Origin of the sequence: Paraburkholderia sp. GAS206C (genome assembly GCF_050435645.1) — a bacterium.
Classification (GTDB): Bacteria; Pseudomonadota; Gammaproteobacteria; order Burkholderiales; family Burkholderiaceae; genus Paraburkholderia; species Paraburkholderia phenazinium_B.
This window is the reverse complement of sequence record NZ_JBNDKR010000002.1, coordinates 513,981-528,704: the sequence shown is the minus strand read 5'-3', so window position 1 is coordinate 528,704 and position 14,724 is coordinate 513,981. Positions and strand designations below refer to the sequence as shown.

The following is a 14,724-nucleotide window of genomic DNA, read 5'->3' as shown; positions in this document are numbered from 1 at the left end:
CTGGTAGTGGTACTGATAGCGCAAGTTGGCGGGCATGCCAGAAAGATGCCTTACAACGCGGCGAGGGACGCACCGTGGCGGCAAGCCTCAACCGCGGAGCGCCACAGTAACCACCACGAGAGCCGAGAAGACCAGCGCCGGGGCGAGATGCCCGAACGACTCGCGGTTTCGCACCAACGTGAAGAGCACGGCGATCAAAATCGCACCGGCCAGCATCAGGCCCAGAACTCTGGTTTGTTGTCCAAAAAGAAGTGCCGCGCACAACAGCTCAAGTGCGCCACAGAGCAAATGAAACCATGCCGGGTAACCCCAGCGCGCGAAGTCGCGCTTCACCGCGCCGCGTCCCGCGAGATTGACCACCCCGGCAACCGCGAACAGAACCGCTACGATCATCGCGAGAATCGACTCGAAAGATGCACTGTTCCACGCCATGGTCATGCTCCGTTGACTTGCTGGAAGTGCTTTTGCGCAGAGAGATCCGCAATCAGGCCGGGGCCGCGGGGCGTCCACGCAAGAACTCGCCGGGCATGCTGGCCGCTTACTGTCTGATCGAGTGCCAGTGCGTCAGCGAACGGTCCCAGCGATTGGCGAGCATCGTCGAGCGGCCAGGGTTCGACGCGATCGGCGCCGACCGAGGCCCGAATCGCTTCACCTATTTCGGCAAGGGCAACGGCCTCTTCCGAGACCACGTTGAAGATCTGTCCCGTGACTTGTGCGTCCCCGCGTGCCGCCCGCTCCATCGCGCTCAGATAGGCCGTGGCGAGATCATCGACGTTAACGGCAGGCCAGTGGTTGCGACCATCGCCTACGATCCTCACACTGCCAGTTTGACGGGCCATGCCGGCAAGCATGCCAAACACGCCGCCACCGTAGCCATGCACCATCGCCGGCCTGACGATCACTGCAGCAATCGAGCGGCTTGCTGCTAGCGCCTGCACCTGTTGCTCCACTGCGGGCCGCCAGGCGATGAGTGGCGTCGGATTCAGCGCCGATGCTTCAGTCGCGGGTTCCCCCTCCGTATTGCCGTAGACCCAGGTGCCCGACGTATAAACAAACGCCGCGCCCGGATGCAGATGCGAAAGCATCGCGACAGCCGCGGCCTCATCAGCAGCGCCGGCGGAAGCATCGTTGGTCGACGCGGTGTGCACCACGCCATCAGCGGCACCGGCAATCGCGGCGAAAGACTGTGGCTCGCGCAGGTCGCCGGAATGCAGTGTCACACCGAGGCGTGCCAGTGCGCTGGCGGCCGCCGAACTGTCCTTGCGAACCAACGCCGTCACCTGATGGCCGAGGTTGATAGCCTTGCGCGCGACCGCTTGCCCGATAAAGCCAGTACCACCTGTGATGAACAGTTTCAAAGCGTTCTCCAATGTTTGGCTGCGAGTTGAATAGTCGTACAAACGAGACTAATCAGTCTCGTTTCCGCAAATCTAAACGAGACTGACCAGTCTTGTCAACTACTCAATGATCTGCTATTTATCTCGCATGGACACTTCTTCTCTCCCCGACCTGAGCCCGCTGCAACGCCGTAAGCGGTTCGCCATCCTCGACGGTGCAAAAACCGTTTTTTTAAGCCAAGGTTTCGGCCTGGCAACGATGGACGATGTCGCCTCGGCCGCCGGCGTCGGCAAACAGACGGTCTACCGGCACTTCAAGTCGAAGGAGGCGCTCTTCGTTGGTCTGGTCGGCGAGATGTGCGCTCAGGTGGGCGCGCTGCTTGCCAGCGCTCAGGGCGAGCAAACCGACGGCGCACCCGAAGTCGAGTTGCGCGAGTTGGGATGGTTGCTGGCACGAGGTCTTATTACGCCGGATAATTTGCGGCTTTACCGGGCCATCGTTGCTGAGGCCGAGCGTCTTCCGGAACTTGGCCAAGTGTTTTACGAAAATGGTGCAAAGGTCGTGCGTGCCTTCGCCGCAAAGATTCTGCGCAAGCGATTTGACGAGTCGACTGCTGCCTTGCGGTCAGCGACATTCGTTCAGTTGGTGCTTGGCGACGCATATCTGGAACTGTCAATTGGCTACACGGTGCCCGATGTTGAAGCACGCTTTGCGCTGCAGATCGACGAGGCGGTAGCGGCTGCACTTCGCTAGGGAGCACCGCATAAGATGTCGGGTCGCTGCATGCGGAACGCAACAGCGTGTAGCGCGGGAAGCAGGACGGTGCCTGTTGATTTACTGAATCAATTCATCACGCCACTGGCGTGGCACTCTATCCTGCGATCGCTGTGCTTACTTCGTCACCGCGCCTGCGTTGCGCGCGGTCCGGCTCCCCGAGACTGTCTACCGTCCACGTTTCCGGCAGCCAGGCGACCGTCTGGAAGCTGCGGAAGTCGGCGCCCTGACGGTCATCGGTGAAGCGCAGCTCAATGCGGCCATGCTCACGGCGGATGAAATCGCGCACCGCATCCATGCCGACGCCGCGTCCCGACACTTCGCTCACCGTCTGCGCGGTGGAGAAGCCCGGACGGAAGATGAAGGCGGCGATGGTCTCGTCGCTCGCCGCCTCGTCAATGCTGAGCCATCCGCGTTCGATTGCCGCGCGCCGGATCTTCGCCAGCGCGAGGCCGCGTCCGTCGTCGCTGACCGTGATCTGCAGCGCGTGGTCGTCGACGCCCATCTCCAGCGCGATCGTGCCCGGCGCCGGTTTGCCCGCGGCGATGCGCTCGTCCGCCGGCTCAATGCCGTGGTCGACGCAGTTGCGCAGCAAATGCGTGAAGACATCGCACAGCACACCGCACGCCTGGCTGCGGACCCGGTAGCCGTTGTCGTCGATCCGCACGTGCGGCACTTCCTTGCCGAGCTCCTTCGCGAGCGACGGCAGCGAGCCGAGTACGCCGCCGAGCGCTTCGCCGAGCGTCTCAGTACCGAGCAGCCGAAGCGTGCGGTGCATCGACTCACGCATCTCCAGCAGCGCCTGCGGATCCGATGCATCCGCCCCCTCGAGCATTTCGAGGTGTTGCTGGATCAGCGCGATGTCGACCATCAGGTAGCGCTCGGCGCTGCTCGCGGCCTTGCCGCCCTTGCGGCCGAGGCTCACTTCGTTGATCGTCGCGTACGCTTCGAGCGCGGCCTTCACGCGCCCGAGGTCGGCGATCAGCGCCTGCTGGTCCCAAATGTGATCGCCTTGCGCCGTGCGCAGCGCGTCATAGCGCTGCTCGGCGTCGTGCACGATGCTCGTGAGGTGCTGGAAGCTGTAGGTGCGTGCATTGCCCTTCACCGTATGCATGTTGCGGAACAGCTTCGCGACCGCGTCCAGATCGGGCCTGTCATGCTCGCGGATGATGCGTTCGTTTTCGTGGATAAAGCCGATCGAGCTTTCCACGAACTGGTGGAACTTCTCTTCGCTCACCGCAAGGATCTCGCCGATCATTTCGAGGCGGCGGCGCTGCTCGCCCGCTTCGGCGGCAAGCGCACGCAGCTCGGTTACGTCGCGCACGCACAGCATCAGGCGCACGACGATGTCGTTTTCGCCGATGATCGCCGACCAGCTCAGGTCGAGAATTTTCACGCGGCCATCGGCCATCGTCTTCGAGATTTCGTTGACAAGCAGATGCTCGTTGAACGCGAAGTTCATGCTGTCTTCGCCGAGGCACGCGTCGAGCGCAGCCTCGATCTGCGCACGCGCATCGCTGCCCACGTCGGTGTTGTCGAACACGAGATCGAGCAGCGGCTGCCCCGCAATGTCGGTCGTCTCGAGGATCGCTTCGAGGTACGCCGAGTATTCCGGATGCACGATGCCGACGTCGACGACGGTCAAAATGCCTTGTTGCATGTTCTGCAGCATCGCCTGGATGTCGGCGGTTTTCTGTTTCAGCTGGAGCGAGCTCTGCTGGATCTCCTCGACCATGGCGGCCAGGCGCTCACGCATGAACTCAAGCCCGACCATCAGGCTCGTGCCATCGCCAGGGCGCGTGCGGATGGCCGTCGAGAGGTCACCAGCGGCAATGCGGGCAGTGAGGGCAGCGGCAACCCGCGGCTCTCCGCCGAGCTGGCGCAGGATGCCTCTGGCGATCACGAGCGAGACGATGAGCGCGATGAGCGACGCGAACAGGATGAAACCCGCTACCGTGAGGATCGTGTGGTGATACGCGGCCTGCGCGGCGGCGCCCTCCCTTGCGGCCGCGGCATCGTTGCCCGCCACAATGGCCTCCAGTTCGCGATCAAGCGCGGCGCGGGTTTGTGCTGCCGCCCCCATGATCTGCTGCGAGGCATCCGCCTGATTGCCGTCGGCCAGCGCGGCACGGATCTTCGCGTCGATAGCAATGTAGTGTTCGAAGAAATCAGCCACGCGTCGGACGCGCGCCACGTCATCGCCCGAAGCGAGCGCGCGATAGCCGGCGAGCGCGTTACGGAACATGCCGATGCCGGCGTCGGTCATGTCTGTGCCGTGCTTTATGTCTAGCGGCGTATTCGCCCCGACGGCGAGAAATTCGCCCAGCGCGATCTCGCGCGTGCTCGCGGCCATTTGCAGGCTGCTGCGCACCGCGGGTAGCTGGATTCCCTGCAGCGCTGATACCCGGCTGTTACCTGCGTGCATCTCGATAATGGCCACCACGCCCAGCAAGACGATCAGCACGACCATGGCCGCTGATCCCGCGAGCAGTTGCGTCAATACATCCAGCCGGTTGAATTCGCGCCTCATGATCATTACCAGTCCTTACCGATGACCTGTAGTAACGGCGCGTCCACCTGCTTCCACAGGCGGGAAAACCCCTGGGTACGCTCAAACGACGATGGATCAATCCCGCGTGTGGCGCGAATATGGACTCCAAATTGAAAACCCGTCCGACCGTTGTGAGTCCATCCGGACCTGGCTAACGAAAACCGTAGACCAGGACTTTTTTCCCCTCAAAACGTTCCTGCACACCTTGCTGGCAATATGACGGACACGTTACTACGCCGTCCGCGCTCGCACCTGAGACAGTGATCGCCCTGTAGACAACCGATTCGATGAGCGTGCCGTCAGAAGCCACGACGATGTTCAGATCAGTCTCGACGCCGGCCGGAACGCCTCCGCCAGGGGTATAGACGATTTTCATGGTGCCGGTGCAATCGGAGTTCACCGTGTAGGTGCCGGTCTGGTTCGGATTGAATGTGGTCTCACCCCCTTTCGGCAGCCCGCCAATAACCCCGAAGTCGGTGCGCGAAAAATTGCCCGCGCCGTCGAACGTCACCAGTGCGACGTCATCAAGGATCGATGGGGCAGCGTAAGGGTGCACCGTACCATCGGCGCCTATCAGTCCAAGAATCTCTCCGTGACCGATAAACCCGAACGCTCCCTTTAGCGTTGCGTTCGAGCAAACGCCGCCGGGGCCGCCGGCCTGCGCGGCGCCGCTGAGCGAGAGAAGTGCAACGGCGGCTGCCGACAAAATGCTTAAATGCTTGATCTTCATGGCCATCTCCTTGTCGCCAAATCGGGCGCGTAACATCGCGGCGGGCAGGAGCCTGTTTGCCGGCCGGATGCGGCGTCCAATTCAAACCAATGAAATTAAAGATTGCTGGAGTAATACCTGGCTGCCGCCGTTTGCGGAAACGCGCGATAAGACAACGAGGGGCTGTCGATGCGGTCGGCTGTTCCCGCTGGGGATGCGAGAAAGCCGCGGCGTTGGTCTAAGTAATTAAATGGCGAAATGCCCCACCAGGCGGTCGTTTTTCGCTCGGTGTTGGCAGGCACGTGCAGAAGGGGTGCACGAAAGTCCGCGCAATTGTGACTTCGTGAGTCAGCTACGTTTTAAAGTCGCATAGCAAAAAGTAGCGTAATCCACAATATTCACAGATGCCAGATGAACATCGGACAAAAGGCAGACATATTCAGAATCGCACGGCGCGAATAACGCGCTATCGCTGGGAGCAAATGACTGCGAAGGCCTCGTAGGTCGGCCAGCAAGTAGAGCCGCCGATACTGTGTCGCAGCGTCACTGGCGTACTAAGCTTAAGACGGGATCGAACGCACAAACAAAGCTCGATAACGCCGTCGGCTTTTCCAGTCGTACATAACGGATGCCACGGCAACGGCGCCGACTCAACGGCATCAATCGTCGAAGGCATCCGGAGCGCCACCTGATGGAGGGAAACGTGAAAGATTCGCCATACTGGCCCGAGGGCCTCGCGCATCACCTGTCATCGCCGCAGCCTTCGCTGTACGGAAACCTCGAAACCTCTGCCAGCCGATATCCCGGGAAGACGGCGCTTCACTACTACGGCGGGACGTTGAGTTATGCGCAATTGCGGCAAGAAGTAGAGGCGCTGGCCGGCTTTCTGCAGTGTCAGTGCGCCGTCGCGCGTGGCGATCGCGTCGCACTGTATATGCAGAACAGCCCGCAATACGTGATCGGCTACTATGCAATCTTGCGAGCCAATGCAGTGGTTGTGCCGGTGAATCCGATGAACACGACCGCCGAACTTCGGCAGATTATTGAGGACTGCGGAGCCAAGGTCGTTCTGCTCGGTGAAGAACTCTACGAGAATGCCCAGCCTCTTCTTGGCGGCGCGATCAGCCACGCGATTGTGGCGCGCTATTCCGACTATCTTGCTGACAACACCGACCTGCCGCTGCCAGTCGTGCTGACTGAGACCGTCCCCGAACTCGATATCTACTCCGAGCACTCTGTAACTATTGCGCCGAACGTGGTGCGCTGGCGTGCCGCGCTTGCGGCCGCTCAGCAGCCGTCGCCGTACGTGGCATCGCCCGAGGACCTTGCGGTGATCCCCTACACGTCGGGCACCACGGGCGCGCCGAAAGGATGCATGCACACCAATCGTAGCGCAACGCATGTCGTCGCGGCCTCTGCGCAATGGTGTCATGTGTCGCCTGACTCGGCGATCTTGTGCGCGATGCCGATGTTTCATGTTACCGGCATGCAGCAATGCATGAACGTGGCGATCTCTCTCGGTTCGACCATGGTTGTGATGACCCGATGGGACAGTCGATGTGCCGCTCTCCTGATTGAGCGCTATCGCGTAGGGTTCTGGATTGCGATATCGACGATGATGGTTGACTTTATGAGCCTGCCCGATCTTGAGCGTTTCGACTTGAGTTCCATCGAGCGTCTGGCAGGCGGTGGCGCCGCCATGCCGAACGCACTGGCACAGCGCATCGAAGCTCGCTTAGGCGTCCCCTACATGGAGGGCTACGGATTGTCCGAGACCATCTCAGCGACTCACATCAATCCACCGCAGCGATGCAAGCTGCAGTGTCTGGGCATACCGATACAGGATACCGAATCAATTGTGGTTGATACCATCACGCTCGAAGTGCTCGGTCCGCGGGAAACGGGCGAGATTCTGATCAGCGGTCCGCAGGTGTTCACCGGTTACTGGGGACGCCCCGACGCCACGCGCGACGCCTTCGTCGAGGTTTCAGGCGTACGTTATCTGCGCACTGGCGACCTCGGCTATATCGACGAGGACGGATATTTCTTCTTCGTCGACCGGTTGAAGCGAATGATAAATGTGTCTGGCTATAAGGTATGGCCCGCGGAAGTCGAGACCTTGTTGTTTGCGCACCCTGCGGTTCAGGAAGCATGTGTCGTAGCAACAACAGACGCCCGCAAGGGTGAGGCGGTAAAGGCATTCGTGGTCGTGCGGGCCGGCGCTGATGTATCAGCAAAGCAGATCACTGAATGGGCACGTGAGCATATGGCTGCGTATAAGGTACCCCAGATCGTCGAATTCGTCGCTGGACTACCCCGAACGGGCAGCGGAAAGGTTCAGTGGCGACTGCTGCAGGAGCGGGAAAATGCGTCCGCCTTGGTCGCCAGCCAAGGTGACTGACGAGCAATGTCGTCTGCTTCGAGGGACCGAAGGGCGCAGACTTAACTTGCCGCTCCAACGTTGCCTCATAACGGAGTCACCATGAATACAAAGAGTTCGTCTACCGATTCCCGCTCACGCAGAACTGATCCGAGTGGATCGTCCTCATCGACCCTTACTTATCACCGGGCAGAAGTGAAAGGTGTTGGCGTTTTCTATCGAGAGGCGGGGCCGAAAGACGCGCCAACCATCGTGCTTCTTCACGGGTTTCCGTCGTCGTCGCGGATGTTTGATAGTCTCATTCCGCTGCTCGCGACACGCTACCACCTAATTGCACCGGACTATCCTGGCTTCGGCCACAGCGACACACCGCCGCCTTCGCAGTTCGCCTACACGTTCGATCATCTCGCCGAGACGATCGATGGCCTACTCGAACAGCTTCGCATCGACCGTTACAGCTTTTATCTGCAGGACTACGGTGGTCCAATCGGATTTCGAATCATGCTGGCACATCCCGAGCGTCTGGAAGCGCTAGTCATCCAGAACGCCAATAGCCACGAGGAAAGTCTCGGGCAAAAGTGGACGGCCATCAGGGAATACTGGGCGGATCCTGCCGCATGTCCCGAAGTGTTCACCGCGTTCACATCGTTCGAAAGTACAAAATATCGTCACGACGGTGAGAGCCCGAACCCCGAACGCTACAGCCCGGACACCTGGACGGACGAGTACACGTTTCTTAATCGTCCGGGTCAGTCTGAAATCCAGGCCGCGCTGCTTTATGACTACCGTACGAACGTGGCGGCCTATGGAGCCTGGCAAGAATGGATGAGAACGCAGCAGCCTCCCGCGCTCATCCTGTGGGGACGCTACGACAGGTCCTTCATTGCGGCCGCCGCAGCTGCCTACCAGCGTGATTTGCCAAATGCGCAAGTCCATCTGCTCGACGCAGGCCACTTTGCACTTGATGAAAAAGTGGATGACATAGCGGCACTGATGAATGAGTTTCTCGATGCGTTCTATCTGCGACAAGCGGATGAATGACCATCGACTGCGGGCATTCCGCTGCTCGCGCGGGAAATCGCGATTCCAATCGTTGCGAGAGTAGCTATCGTGCAATTGCCGGTATGGTCGCGCGGATCGCTGAACGGCCGATGAGCGGCTCCGAACGGCCATTCGCTTGCGCGCGCGACGCAACATCGGACCCGTCGACAGGGGCGACCGGAATCTTGCCGATCATCAAAACGAGACCGGTTTGCGCGAGCATTCGATGCGCCTCGCGATAACGTGCACAGCCAGGGTAATCAAGAGACCGATTGCACTGCCGGCCGCTACGTTGATCAGACGCTCGCTAGCGAAAGTCCACGACTGCCCGGCAACCACGAATGCCATCGCGGCGCAGGCGCAACGCGTGCCGAATGCCATAACGTAGGGCCGAATGCAGACGAGTGTCAGCAACGCAGCGAGGATAACCAGGTCTCGCACGAAATAGTCGTGGGGGACCAACAACCCGACGAAGATACCGGCCGGCACGCCTACGATGGCCCCCGCGATTCGATTCCGGAACTTGACTCGGGCGCTCGCCGCACTGCCCGTCACCACGCTCGCCGCAGACCAGATCATCCACTGTCCGCGCTCGATATGCCTCCACTCCACGAGCGCTGCTGCGAGGCCTACGGCGAGTGCTATTGCGATCATCGCTTCGACGTACGGAACACGATCGCCACGCTCAGAACGCTTCGACCATTTCGCATAGTGCGCTAGATATGAAACCTCCGGACGGCGTTCGCGGTAATGATTGATCGAGGAAATCAGCAGAACCGGCAAGAAAGCAGCCAATACGAAGGGAAGAAGTTCGAACCCGCGATGAATGAGTGAGGATTGCCTCACTCCCTCGGCGCTCTCGCAGGCGAGGTAAAGTACCGGAATGAACGTATAGCTACCGAGTGAGCGCAATTCGCTTCCCCGTGCGGTCACCAAAATCGACCCCATTGCCATTAGGGCAGTCGCCACGACAAACAGTGGTGGATACGCAAGCGAGGCCATCAATACCAGGAAGCCCGCTCCGATGGTTATCCCGTGGGAAATAACCCCGAGCGGAGCGAGATGCGAGCGATCCACTGCGATAGCGGTCGACACCGTCACCAGCGAAACGAGCAACCACTTTGTCTGACCGGAAACCAGCGCGAGGACGATTAATGGGAAAAGGGCCGTCAACGTGCGAACAAGCGCCTTGCTATCGATAGCAGCCCCGATGCGCGACACGGCCGACCCGACAGCCTCGTAACGACTTTTTTGCGTCGGCGAAGCGTCGGTTATACGGTCAATTGATTGTTCGTCGGACCTTGATTTGGACATCCCGGAACTCCTGCACTGAATCTTCGTGCTCTGCTGCTGCCCTCTCGCGTGTGCGGACAGGTCGATGTACAAATCCGCGAGTTGACCCGATCGGTCGTTCCAGGTGAAGGCGTACCGACCGACGCACTTTCCGACCTGTCAGCGGCTGCGCATTCGGGCCCTCATGCCCCTTCGTGGACCAGTGTCAGTCCGCGAGTGCCTGGATCACGTCCTCGGACTGACGCACCAGGCCGAGTCTCGGAAAAATGTAATTAACCGACGCGTGATGATGCTCAGCCGTGGCGCAACTCATCGCATCCTCGGCGAGCACGAGTGTGTAACCGAGTTCATAGGCAGCTCGTGCCGTCGATTCCACACCGATATTCGTCGAAATTCCGCCGAGCACAATGGTCTTGATGCCACGGCGGCGCAATTGCAGGTCGAGTTCCGTGCCGTGAAATGCGTTCCACTGCCGCTTCGTGATCTTGAGATCGTGCTCGGCGGCTTCGAGCGCTTCGGGGAAGTCCCACCACGTCGACGGAAGTCCGCCGGCAGGAAGCGCCGCGGGCTGGTCGACGGGTTGCTTCAGCGCGTCGCCGAAATCGTCGCTCCAGCCTACGCGGACCAGCACGACCGGCGCGCTGAGTTCCCGAAAGCGCTTCGCGAGCTTCGCTGAGGCCGTCAGCACGGATTCGGCGCTGCGAGGGGCCTTTCCAAAACCAAGGATGCCCTGTTGGAGGTCGATCAGAACGAGCGCCGTAGTTTTGGAGTCAAGTTTCTGCAACATCTTTTGCCTTCCGTTGAAGTTAGTGAGCCAAAGGTGTATTGTGAGGCTCGTCTCACATATCTATTTTATGAGCATGCCCTCACAAAAGTCAACCGCAACATTGCGTGCCGAAAGCGGGCAAGCGAAAGCCCCACAGCGTGCACGCGGTCACGCACGGGTCGCAGCGCTGCTGGAGGCAGCGGGTACCGAATTCGCAGACAAGGGATACGAAGCAGCAACCATGACGGCGATTGCCTCCCGCGCGGGCGCATCAATTGGCTCGCTGTATCAATTTTTTCCCACCAAGGACCGGATCGCGGGTGCGTTGCTCGAAAGCTATCTGGACATACTGGCAGAGACGTTCCACAAGCTGCGCGAGGCTGCGCCGTCTCTGGACGTATCGCTGCTTGCGAGCCGGTTGACGAGAACGTTCGTGAAGTTCCGCGCGACCCATCCGGCATTTGCGGTCCTGGTCGAGACCTACAGTTACGCTCTGCCGGGCACCATGAGCATCCGCGAAAGTCTGCGTAGACAGATCGAATCCGTGCTGGCTGAAGTGGCGCCGCATCTGGCACCGGCAGAGATCGCCGTCCGTGCCGCCGTGATCCAGCAGATCATGAAGGCGGCCGTCGCGGTTAATGGCGATACCTCCATAGCCAGTCGTAAAGCTGTGATGGACGAACTGGAGGGCCTTATGCGTCATTACCTGCAGGACGCGATCCAACGTGCGAACCTGGATACCCTCACGTCTTCATAGGTCTCCACAGCGTGGTACGTCCAATCCGAGGCGCACGGTTTGCCCTTGTGCCATGTAGTCAATTTTCGGGCTCCCCACCATGAGCCATACCATGGATGTTTTTCGCGGACCAGAGCGCCGCTCTGGCATTAGCCGGTTGGCAATACCAGGCTCCAACGGCAGATCTGCCCCTCACATCCTGACGTTCGTGAACGCAGTTCGAAGGGATTTTTATGGCAGGGAGCAGCAGCCCAATTCCCGACGTAAGCGGGAGACGTTAGCGATCTAACGGCCACTCGCGCGGCGCCCGGCAAGTTGCGTCGCCAGGTCTGCGGCGCGCGTCGAGTTGCAAAAAAAATGCGGCCGCGCTCGCATAGAGAACGACCGTTGTCTATTGCGCGATCAGCACTACATGCCCATGCTCGTCCCAACGCCCGCGTTTGTGCCCGTGCCCGAACCCGTGCTCGCGCCTGAACTCGACGTGGTATTCAGATCGATTCTTCCATAGACGCCATCGGCTTCGTCATTCGGCCCCGCGGCGAAGAACAGCGTGTTGGACGGCTGATTGCTGAGATCGTTTCCGAACGCAATGCCCCACATGCCGTGCTCAGCGACCGGACCGCTGTTCGGTCCATTGAGCGGCCCCATCGACTGGCCGCTTGATGCATTGAACGCGTTGATCGTGCCGTCGCCGAAATTGCCGATCAGTATCGCACCGCTCATCGAGCCGAAGTTGCCGGGTGCTTGCGCAATGCCCCAGGGCGCGTTTAACGAGCCGCCCGTGGCGAAGCGCTGCTTCAGGTTGCCCGCCGTGTCGTACACATCGATCATGCCGAGACCCGCGCCCGCGACATCGTCGTGCTTGGCCGCATCCTGCATCGCATAGGTGACGAACAGATTCGAGCCTATCGCCTGAATGCCGAACGGCGCGAAGCCGACCGGGATCGCTGGGTCCGTGAAGTTGCCTGGCATCGCGACCTTGGTGAAGCTGGTATTGAAGACGTCGATCTTGTTGTTATGGAAGTCCGTCGCGTAAAGAAAGTTGTTTCCGTTCATTGTCGCGAGCGCGAGACCCTTGTACACGGCGCCGCCCGTGCCGTCGTCGTACATCACGAACGCGTTGGTCGGCCCGACGGAGGGCGCCCAGGCGGTGATGGTTCCGCCTTCCCCAGCGAAGATGAATGCAGCGGCGCCCGACTTGCCGTTTTCCAGGACGGTGAAGCTTTGTGTGCCGTTGAAGACGATGCCCGTGGGCGATGCTGGACCATTCTTGCCGTCGGGTATCGTGACGACCAGCGATTGCGGCACGCCGTTGCCGTCATAGAGCGTCGCGACATTGGTACCGTTGTCCGCGACCCAAACGAAGCCTTTCGGATTGAAGGCGACGCCCCATGGGTTTTTCAGATTCGCGTCCGTGTGCGTAGCGGGCACCGCGCCATCCGACACGAGGGCCGTCACACTGAACGACGACTGGATGGGTGGGTTTGAATTATTCGAACCGGAGCTGCCCCCGCATGACACGAGAGTCGCGATAGCCGCGCCGCATGCTACGACGCCGAACATATCGAGTAGAGATTTCATGATCGCACCCCCTGTTCGTCCAAAAGCCGTGACAGTCATTGAACGAAGTAGACACGGGGTTTATTCCCGCGACAGGGCTTATTTCGTGTGCGATTTCGTGTGACTACAATGGTTGAACTGGCTAGATAAAAGCAGATGCTGTGCAACGAATAACACGCGTGACTATTCCATCCGTCCAGCCAAAAAGTTGTGAACGCGCGTGACGTGCTTCGGGCCATCAGCGAATAGCCGCAAGGACCTTGCATGGATCGCCTTGCCGAGGGGACCCGCAGTACCGCCCGCGATGCATGCGGACGGAAAAGTCTCTGCATGACAGAGGAGAACTATCGATCGTCGGGGGCATTGTTGATGTCGCGATGGTGTTCAACAACCTCACTAGCGGAAGCGCCTGAAAAAACTCCGAATGTCGGCCGCAAGAAGTTCAGGTTCTTCCATGGCCGCGAAATGACCGCCACGCGGCATGTCGGTCCATTGCGCGACATTGAGCACTCGCTCGAGCCATCCGCGTGGCGGGTGGTTAATCTCTTTCGGAAAGTGTGCAAAGCTCACCGGCGGCAATACCCGTTGTCCGGCGGTGAAACGCATGGGTTGCAGCCGGTTTTCCCAGTACATCTGAATGGCGGTACCAATGCTCTGGGTGAACCAGTAGAGCGACAGGTTGGTAAGCAGTTCATCTTTCGAAAATCGCCGCTCGATAACCCCGTCGCAATCGCTCCACGCGCGAAACTTCTCGCCGATCCACGCGGCCAGTCCGGCCGGCGAGTCGTTAAGCGATGCGGCCAATGTTTGCGGCCTCGTGCCGTGCATATGCGCATAACCACCCTCGAGCGCAGCCCACTCAGCTTTCTCCCGAAGATAGTTTTGCTCTGCGGTGGTAAGCGGCGAATCAGTGGCGTCAATTGCCGGTTCGTACGAGCTCGGCAGAAAGTTTAGATGAATTCCATCGACTACCTGGGCGTGCCGCAAGGCAAGCGCGATCGACACCCCCGCGCCCAGGTCGCCACCCTGAGCACCAAAACGCTGGTACCCAAGACCTCGCATCAGCGAAGCCCACAGGTCGGCCACCTGAAACGCCGAAGTACCCGCGGCGGCAGGCGCCGTCGAAAACGTAAAGCCCGGCAGTGAAGGAATAACGATGTCGAAGGCATCGTTCGGGTCCGCGCCGAATGCAGCCGGGTCGCGCAAACGCTCCGCCAGCTCATGAAATTCGAAGAACGATCCGGGCCACCCGTGTGTGATAACCAGCGGATAAGGCCGGGGTCCAACACCACGCTGATGAACGAAGTGCACACGCTGACCGTTCACGTCGGCCATGAATTGAGGCTGCTGGTTCAGACCGCGTTCCGCAGCCCTCCAATCAAAACTGTCGGCCCAGTACTTCACCAGTTCGCGCAGCCATGTGGCGTCTGCGCCTTGTTGCCATGGCTCGGACGGTGTCGCGGGCGCCCACCGGCTGTCGCGCAAACGCCGGCGCAAGTCGTCGATCTCAACATCGGACACGCAAATTTGAAATGGCTCGATATGCATGACACGTCCTCGGGAAGGGGGCAGTCGA

12 protein-coding genes are annotated in these 14,724 nt (G+C 60.1%); 4 read left to right on the top strand and 8 right to left on the bottom strand.

Translation table 11 applies throughout. The annotated features are described in order from the left end of the window. Positions 1–87 precede the first annotated feature (87 nt). Positions 88–438, bottom strand: a complete 351-nt coding sequence (locus tag P3T20_RS06740; RefSeq protein WP_254368878.1) for a DoxX family protein — start codon at positions 436–438, stop codon at positions 88–90. Next, on the bottom strand, positions 435–1,358 hold the full coding sequence (locus tag P3T20_RS06735) for an NAD-dependent epimerase/dehydratase family protein (RefSeq protein WP_429286480.1): 924 nt from the start codon (positions 1,356–1,358) through the stop codon (positions 435–437). The genes P3T20_RS06740 and P3T20_RS06735 overlap by 4 nt, the downstream gene beginning before the upstream one ends. A gap of 127 nt (positions 1,359–1,485) precedes the next feature. Between P3T20_RS06735 and P3T20_RS06730 the strand changes: the two genes are divergently transcribed. After that, positions 1,486–2,091, top strand: a complete 606-nt coding sequence (locus tag P3T20_RS06730; protein WP_074265712.1) for a TetR/AcrR family transcriptional regulator — start codon at positions 1,486–1,488, stop codon at positions 2,089–2,091. A 118-nt stretch (positions 2,092–2,209) separates the two neighbouring features. Here the strand turns inward: P3T20_RS06730 and P3T20_RS06725 are convergent, their stop codons facing one another. Then, on the bottom strand, positions 2,210–4,642 hold the full coding sequence (locus tag P3T20_RS06725; RefSeq protein WP_429286671.1) for an ATP-binding protein: 2,433 nt from the start codon (positions 4,640–4,642) through the stop codon (positions 2,210–2,212). Positions 4,643–4,814: 172 nt separating this feature from the next. Continuing rightward, positions 4,815–5,393 (bottom strand): hypothetical protein, encoded by a 579-nt coding sequence (locus tag P3T20_RS06720; protein WP_429286479.1) that lies wholly within the window; start codon positions 5,391–5,393, stop codon positions 4,815–4,817. A gap of 670 nt (positions 5,394–6,063) precedes the next feature. Here P3T20_RS06720 and P3T20_RS06715 point away from each other — a divergent pair. Both P3T20_RS06715 and P3T20_RS06710 read left to right on the top strand, forming a co-directional pair. Beyond that, complete coding sequence (locus P3T20_RS06715) at positions 6,064–7,773, top strand: long-chain-fatty-acid--CoA ligase (RefSeq protein ID WP_429286478.1); 1,710 nt, start codon at positions 6,064–6,066, stop codon at positions 7,771–7,773. An 81-nt stretch (positions 7,774–7,854) separates the two neighbouring features. After that, complete coding sequence (locus P3T20_RS06710) at positions 7,855–8,793, top strand: alpha/beta fold hydrolase (RefSeq protein WP_429286477.1); 939 nt, start codon at positions 7,855–7,857, stop codon at positions 8,791–8,793. Positions 8,794–8,988: 195 nt separating this feature from the next. On the opposite strand, the gene P3T20_RS06705 is transcribed toward P3T20_RS06710, so the two are convergent. Together P3T20_RS06705 and P3T20_RS06700 are read right to left on the bottom strand one after the other, a co-directional pair. Continuing rightward, positions 8,989–10,179 carry an FUSC family protein gene (locus P3T20_RS06705; RefSeq protein ID WP_429286476.1) on the bottom strand — a complete coding sequence of 397 codons (1,191 nt, stop codon included), beginning with the start codon at positions 10,177–10,179 and terminating at the stop codon, positions 8,989–8,991. 112 nt (positions 10,180–10,291) lie between these two features. Further along, entirely contained in the window at positions 10,292–10,873 is a 582-nt protein-coding gene (locus tag P3T20_RS06700; protein ID WP_089162920.1) for a hydrolase, read from the bottom strand. Here P3T20_RS06700 and P3T20_RS06695 point away from each other — a divergent pair. Further along, on the top strand, positions 10,812–11,609 hold the full coding sequence (locus tag P3T20_RS06695; protein ID WP_429286475.1) for a TetR/AcrR family transcriptional regulator: 798 nt from the start codon (positions 10,812–10,814) through the stop codon (positions 11,607–11,609). The genes P3T20_RS06700 and P3T20_RS06695 overlap by 62 nt on opposite strands. Positions 11,610–11,996: 387 nt before the next feature. On the opposite strand, the gene P3T20_RS06690 is transcribed toward P3T20_RS06695, so the two are convergent. Both P3T20_RS06690 and P3T20_RS06685 read right to left on the bottom strand, forming a co-directional pair. Continuing rightward, on the bottom strand, positions 11,997–13,169 hold the full coding sequence (locus P3T20_RS06690; RefSeq protein ID WP_429286474.1) for a TIGR03118 family protein: 1,173 nt from the start codon (positions 13,167–13,169) through the stop codon (positions 11,997–11,999). Positions 13,170–13,544: 375 nt separating this feature from the next. Further along, a complete protein-coding gene (locus P3T20_RS06685) occupies positions 13,545–14,696 on the bottom strand; it encodes an epoxide hydrolase family protein (protein WP_429286473.1) in 1,152 nt (383 codons plus the stop codon). Between the last annotated feature and the right edge of the window lie 28 nt (positions 14,697–14,724).

Bases quoted from the DNA above. Each gene is read 5' to 3' on its own strand.
- P3T20_RS06740 (WP_254368878.1), bottom strand. From the start codon at position 438: ATGACCATGGCGTGGAACAGTGCATCTTTCGAGTCGATTCTCGCGATG.
- P3T20_RS06730 (WP_074265712.1), top strand. From the start codon at position 1,486: ATGGACACTTCTTCTCTCCCCGACCTGAGCCCGCTGCAACGCCGTAAG.
- P3T20_RS06725 (WP_429286671.1), bottom strand. From the start codon at position 4,642: ATGAGGCGCGAATTCAACCGGCTGGATGTATTGACGCAACTGCTCGCG.
- P3T20_RS06720 (WP_429286479.1), bottom strand. From the start codon at position 5,393: ATGAAGATCAAGCATTTAAGCATTTTGTCGGCAGCCGCCGTTGCACTT.
- P3T20_RS06715 (WP_429286478.1), top strand. From the start codon at position 6,064: ATGGAGGGAAACGTGAAAGATTCGCCATACTGGCCCGAGGGCCTCGCG.
- P3T20_RS06710 (WP_429286477.1), top strand. From the start codon at position 7,855: ATGAATACAAAGAGTTCGTCTACCGATTCCCGCTCACGCAGAACTGAT.
- P3T20_RS06695 (WP_429286475.1), top strand. From the start codon at position 10,812: ATGCCCTGTTGGAGGTCGATCAGAACGAGCGCCGTAGTTTTGGAGTCA.
- P3T20_RS06700 (WP_089162920.1), bottom strand. From the start codon at position 10,873: ATGTTGCAGAAACTTGACTCCAAAACTACGGCGCTCGTTCTGATCGAC.
- P3T20_RS06690 (WP_429286474.1), bottom strand. From the start codon at position 13,169: ATGAAATCTCTACTCGATATGTTCGGCGTCGTAGCATGCGGCGCGGCT.
- P3T20_RS06685 (WP_429286473.1), bottom strand. From the start codon at position 14,696: ATGCATATCGAGCCATTTCAAATTTGCGTGTCCGATGTTGAGATCGAC.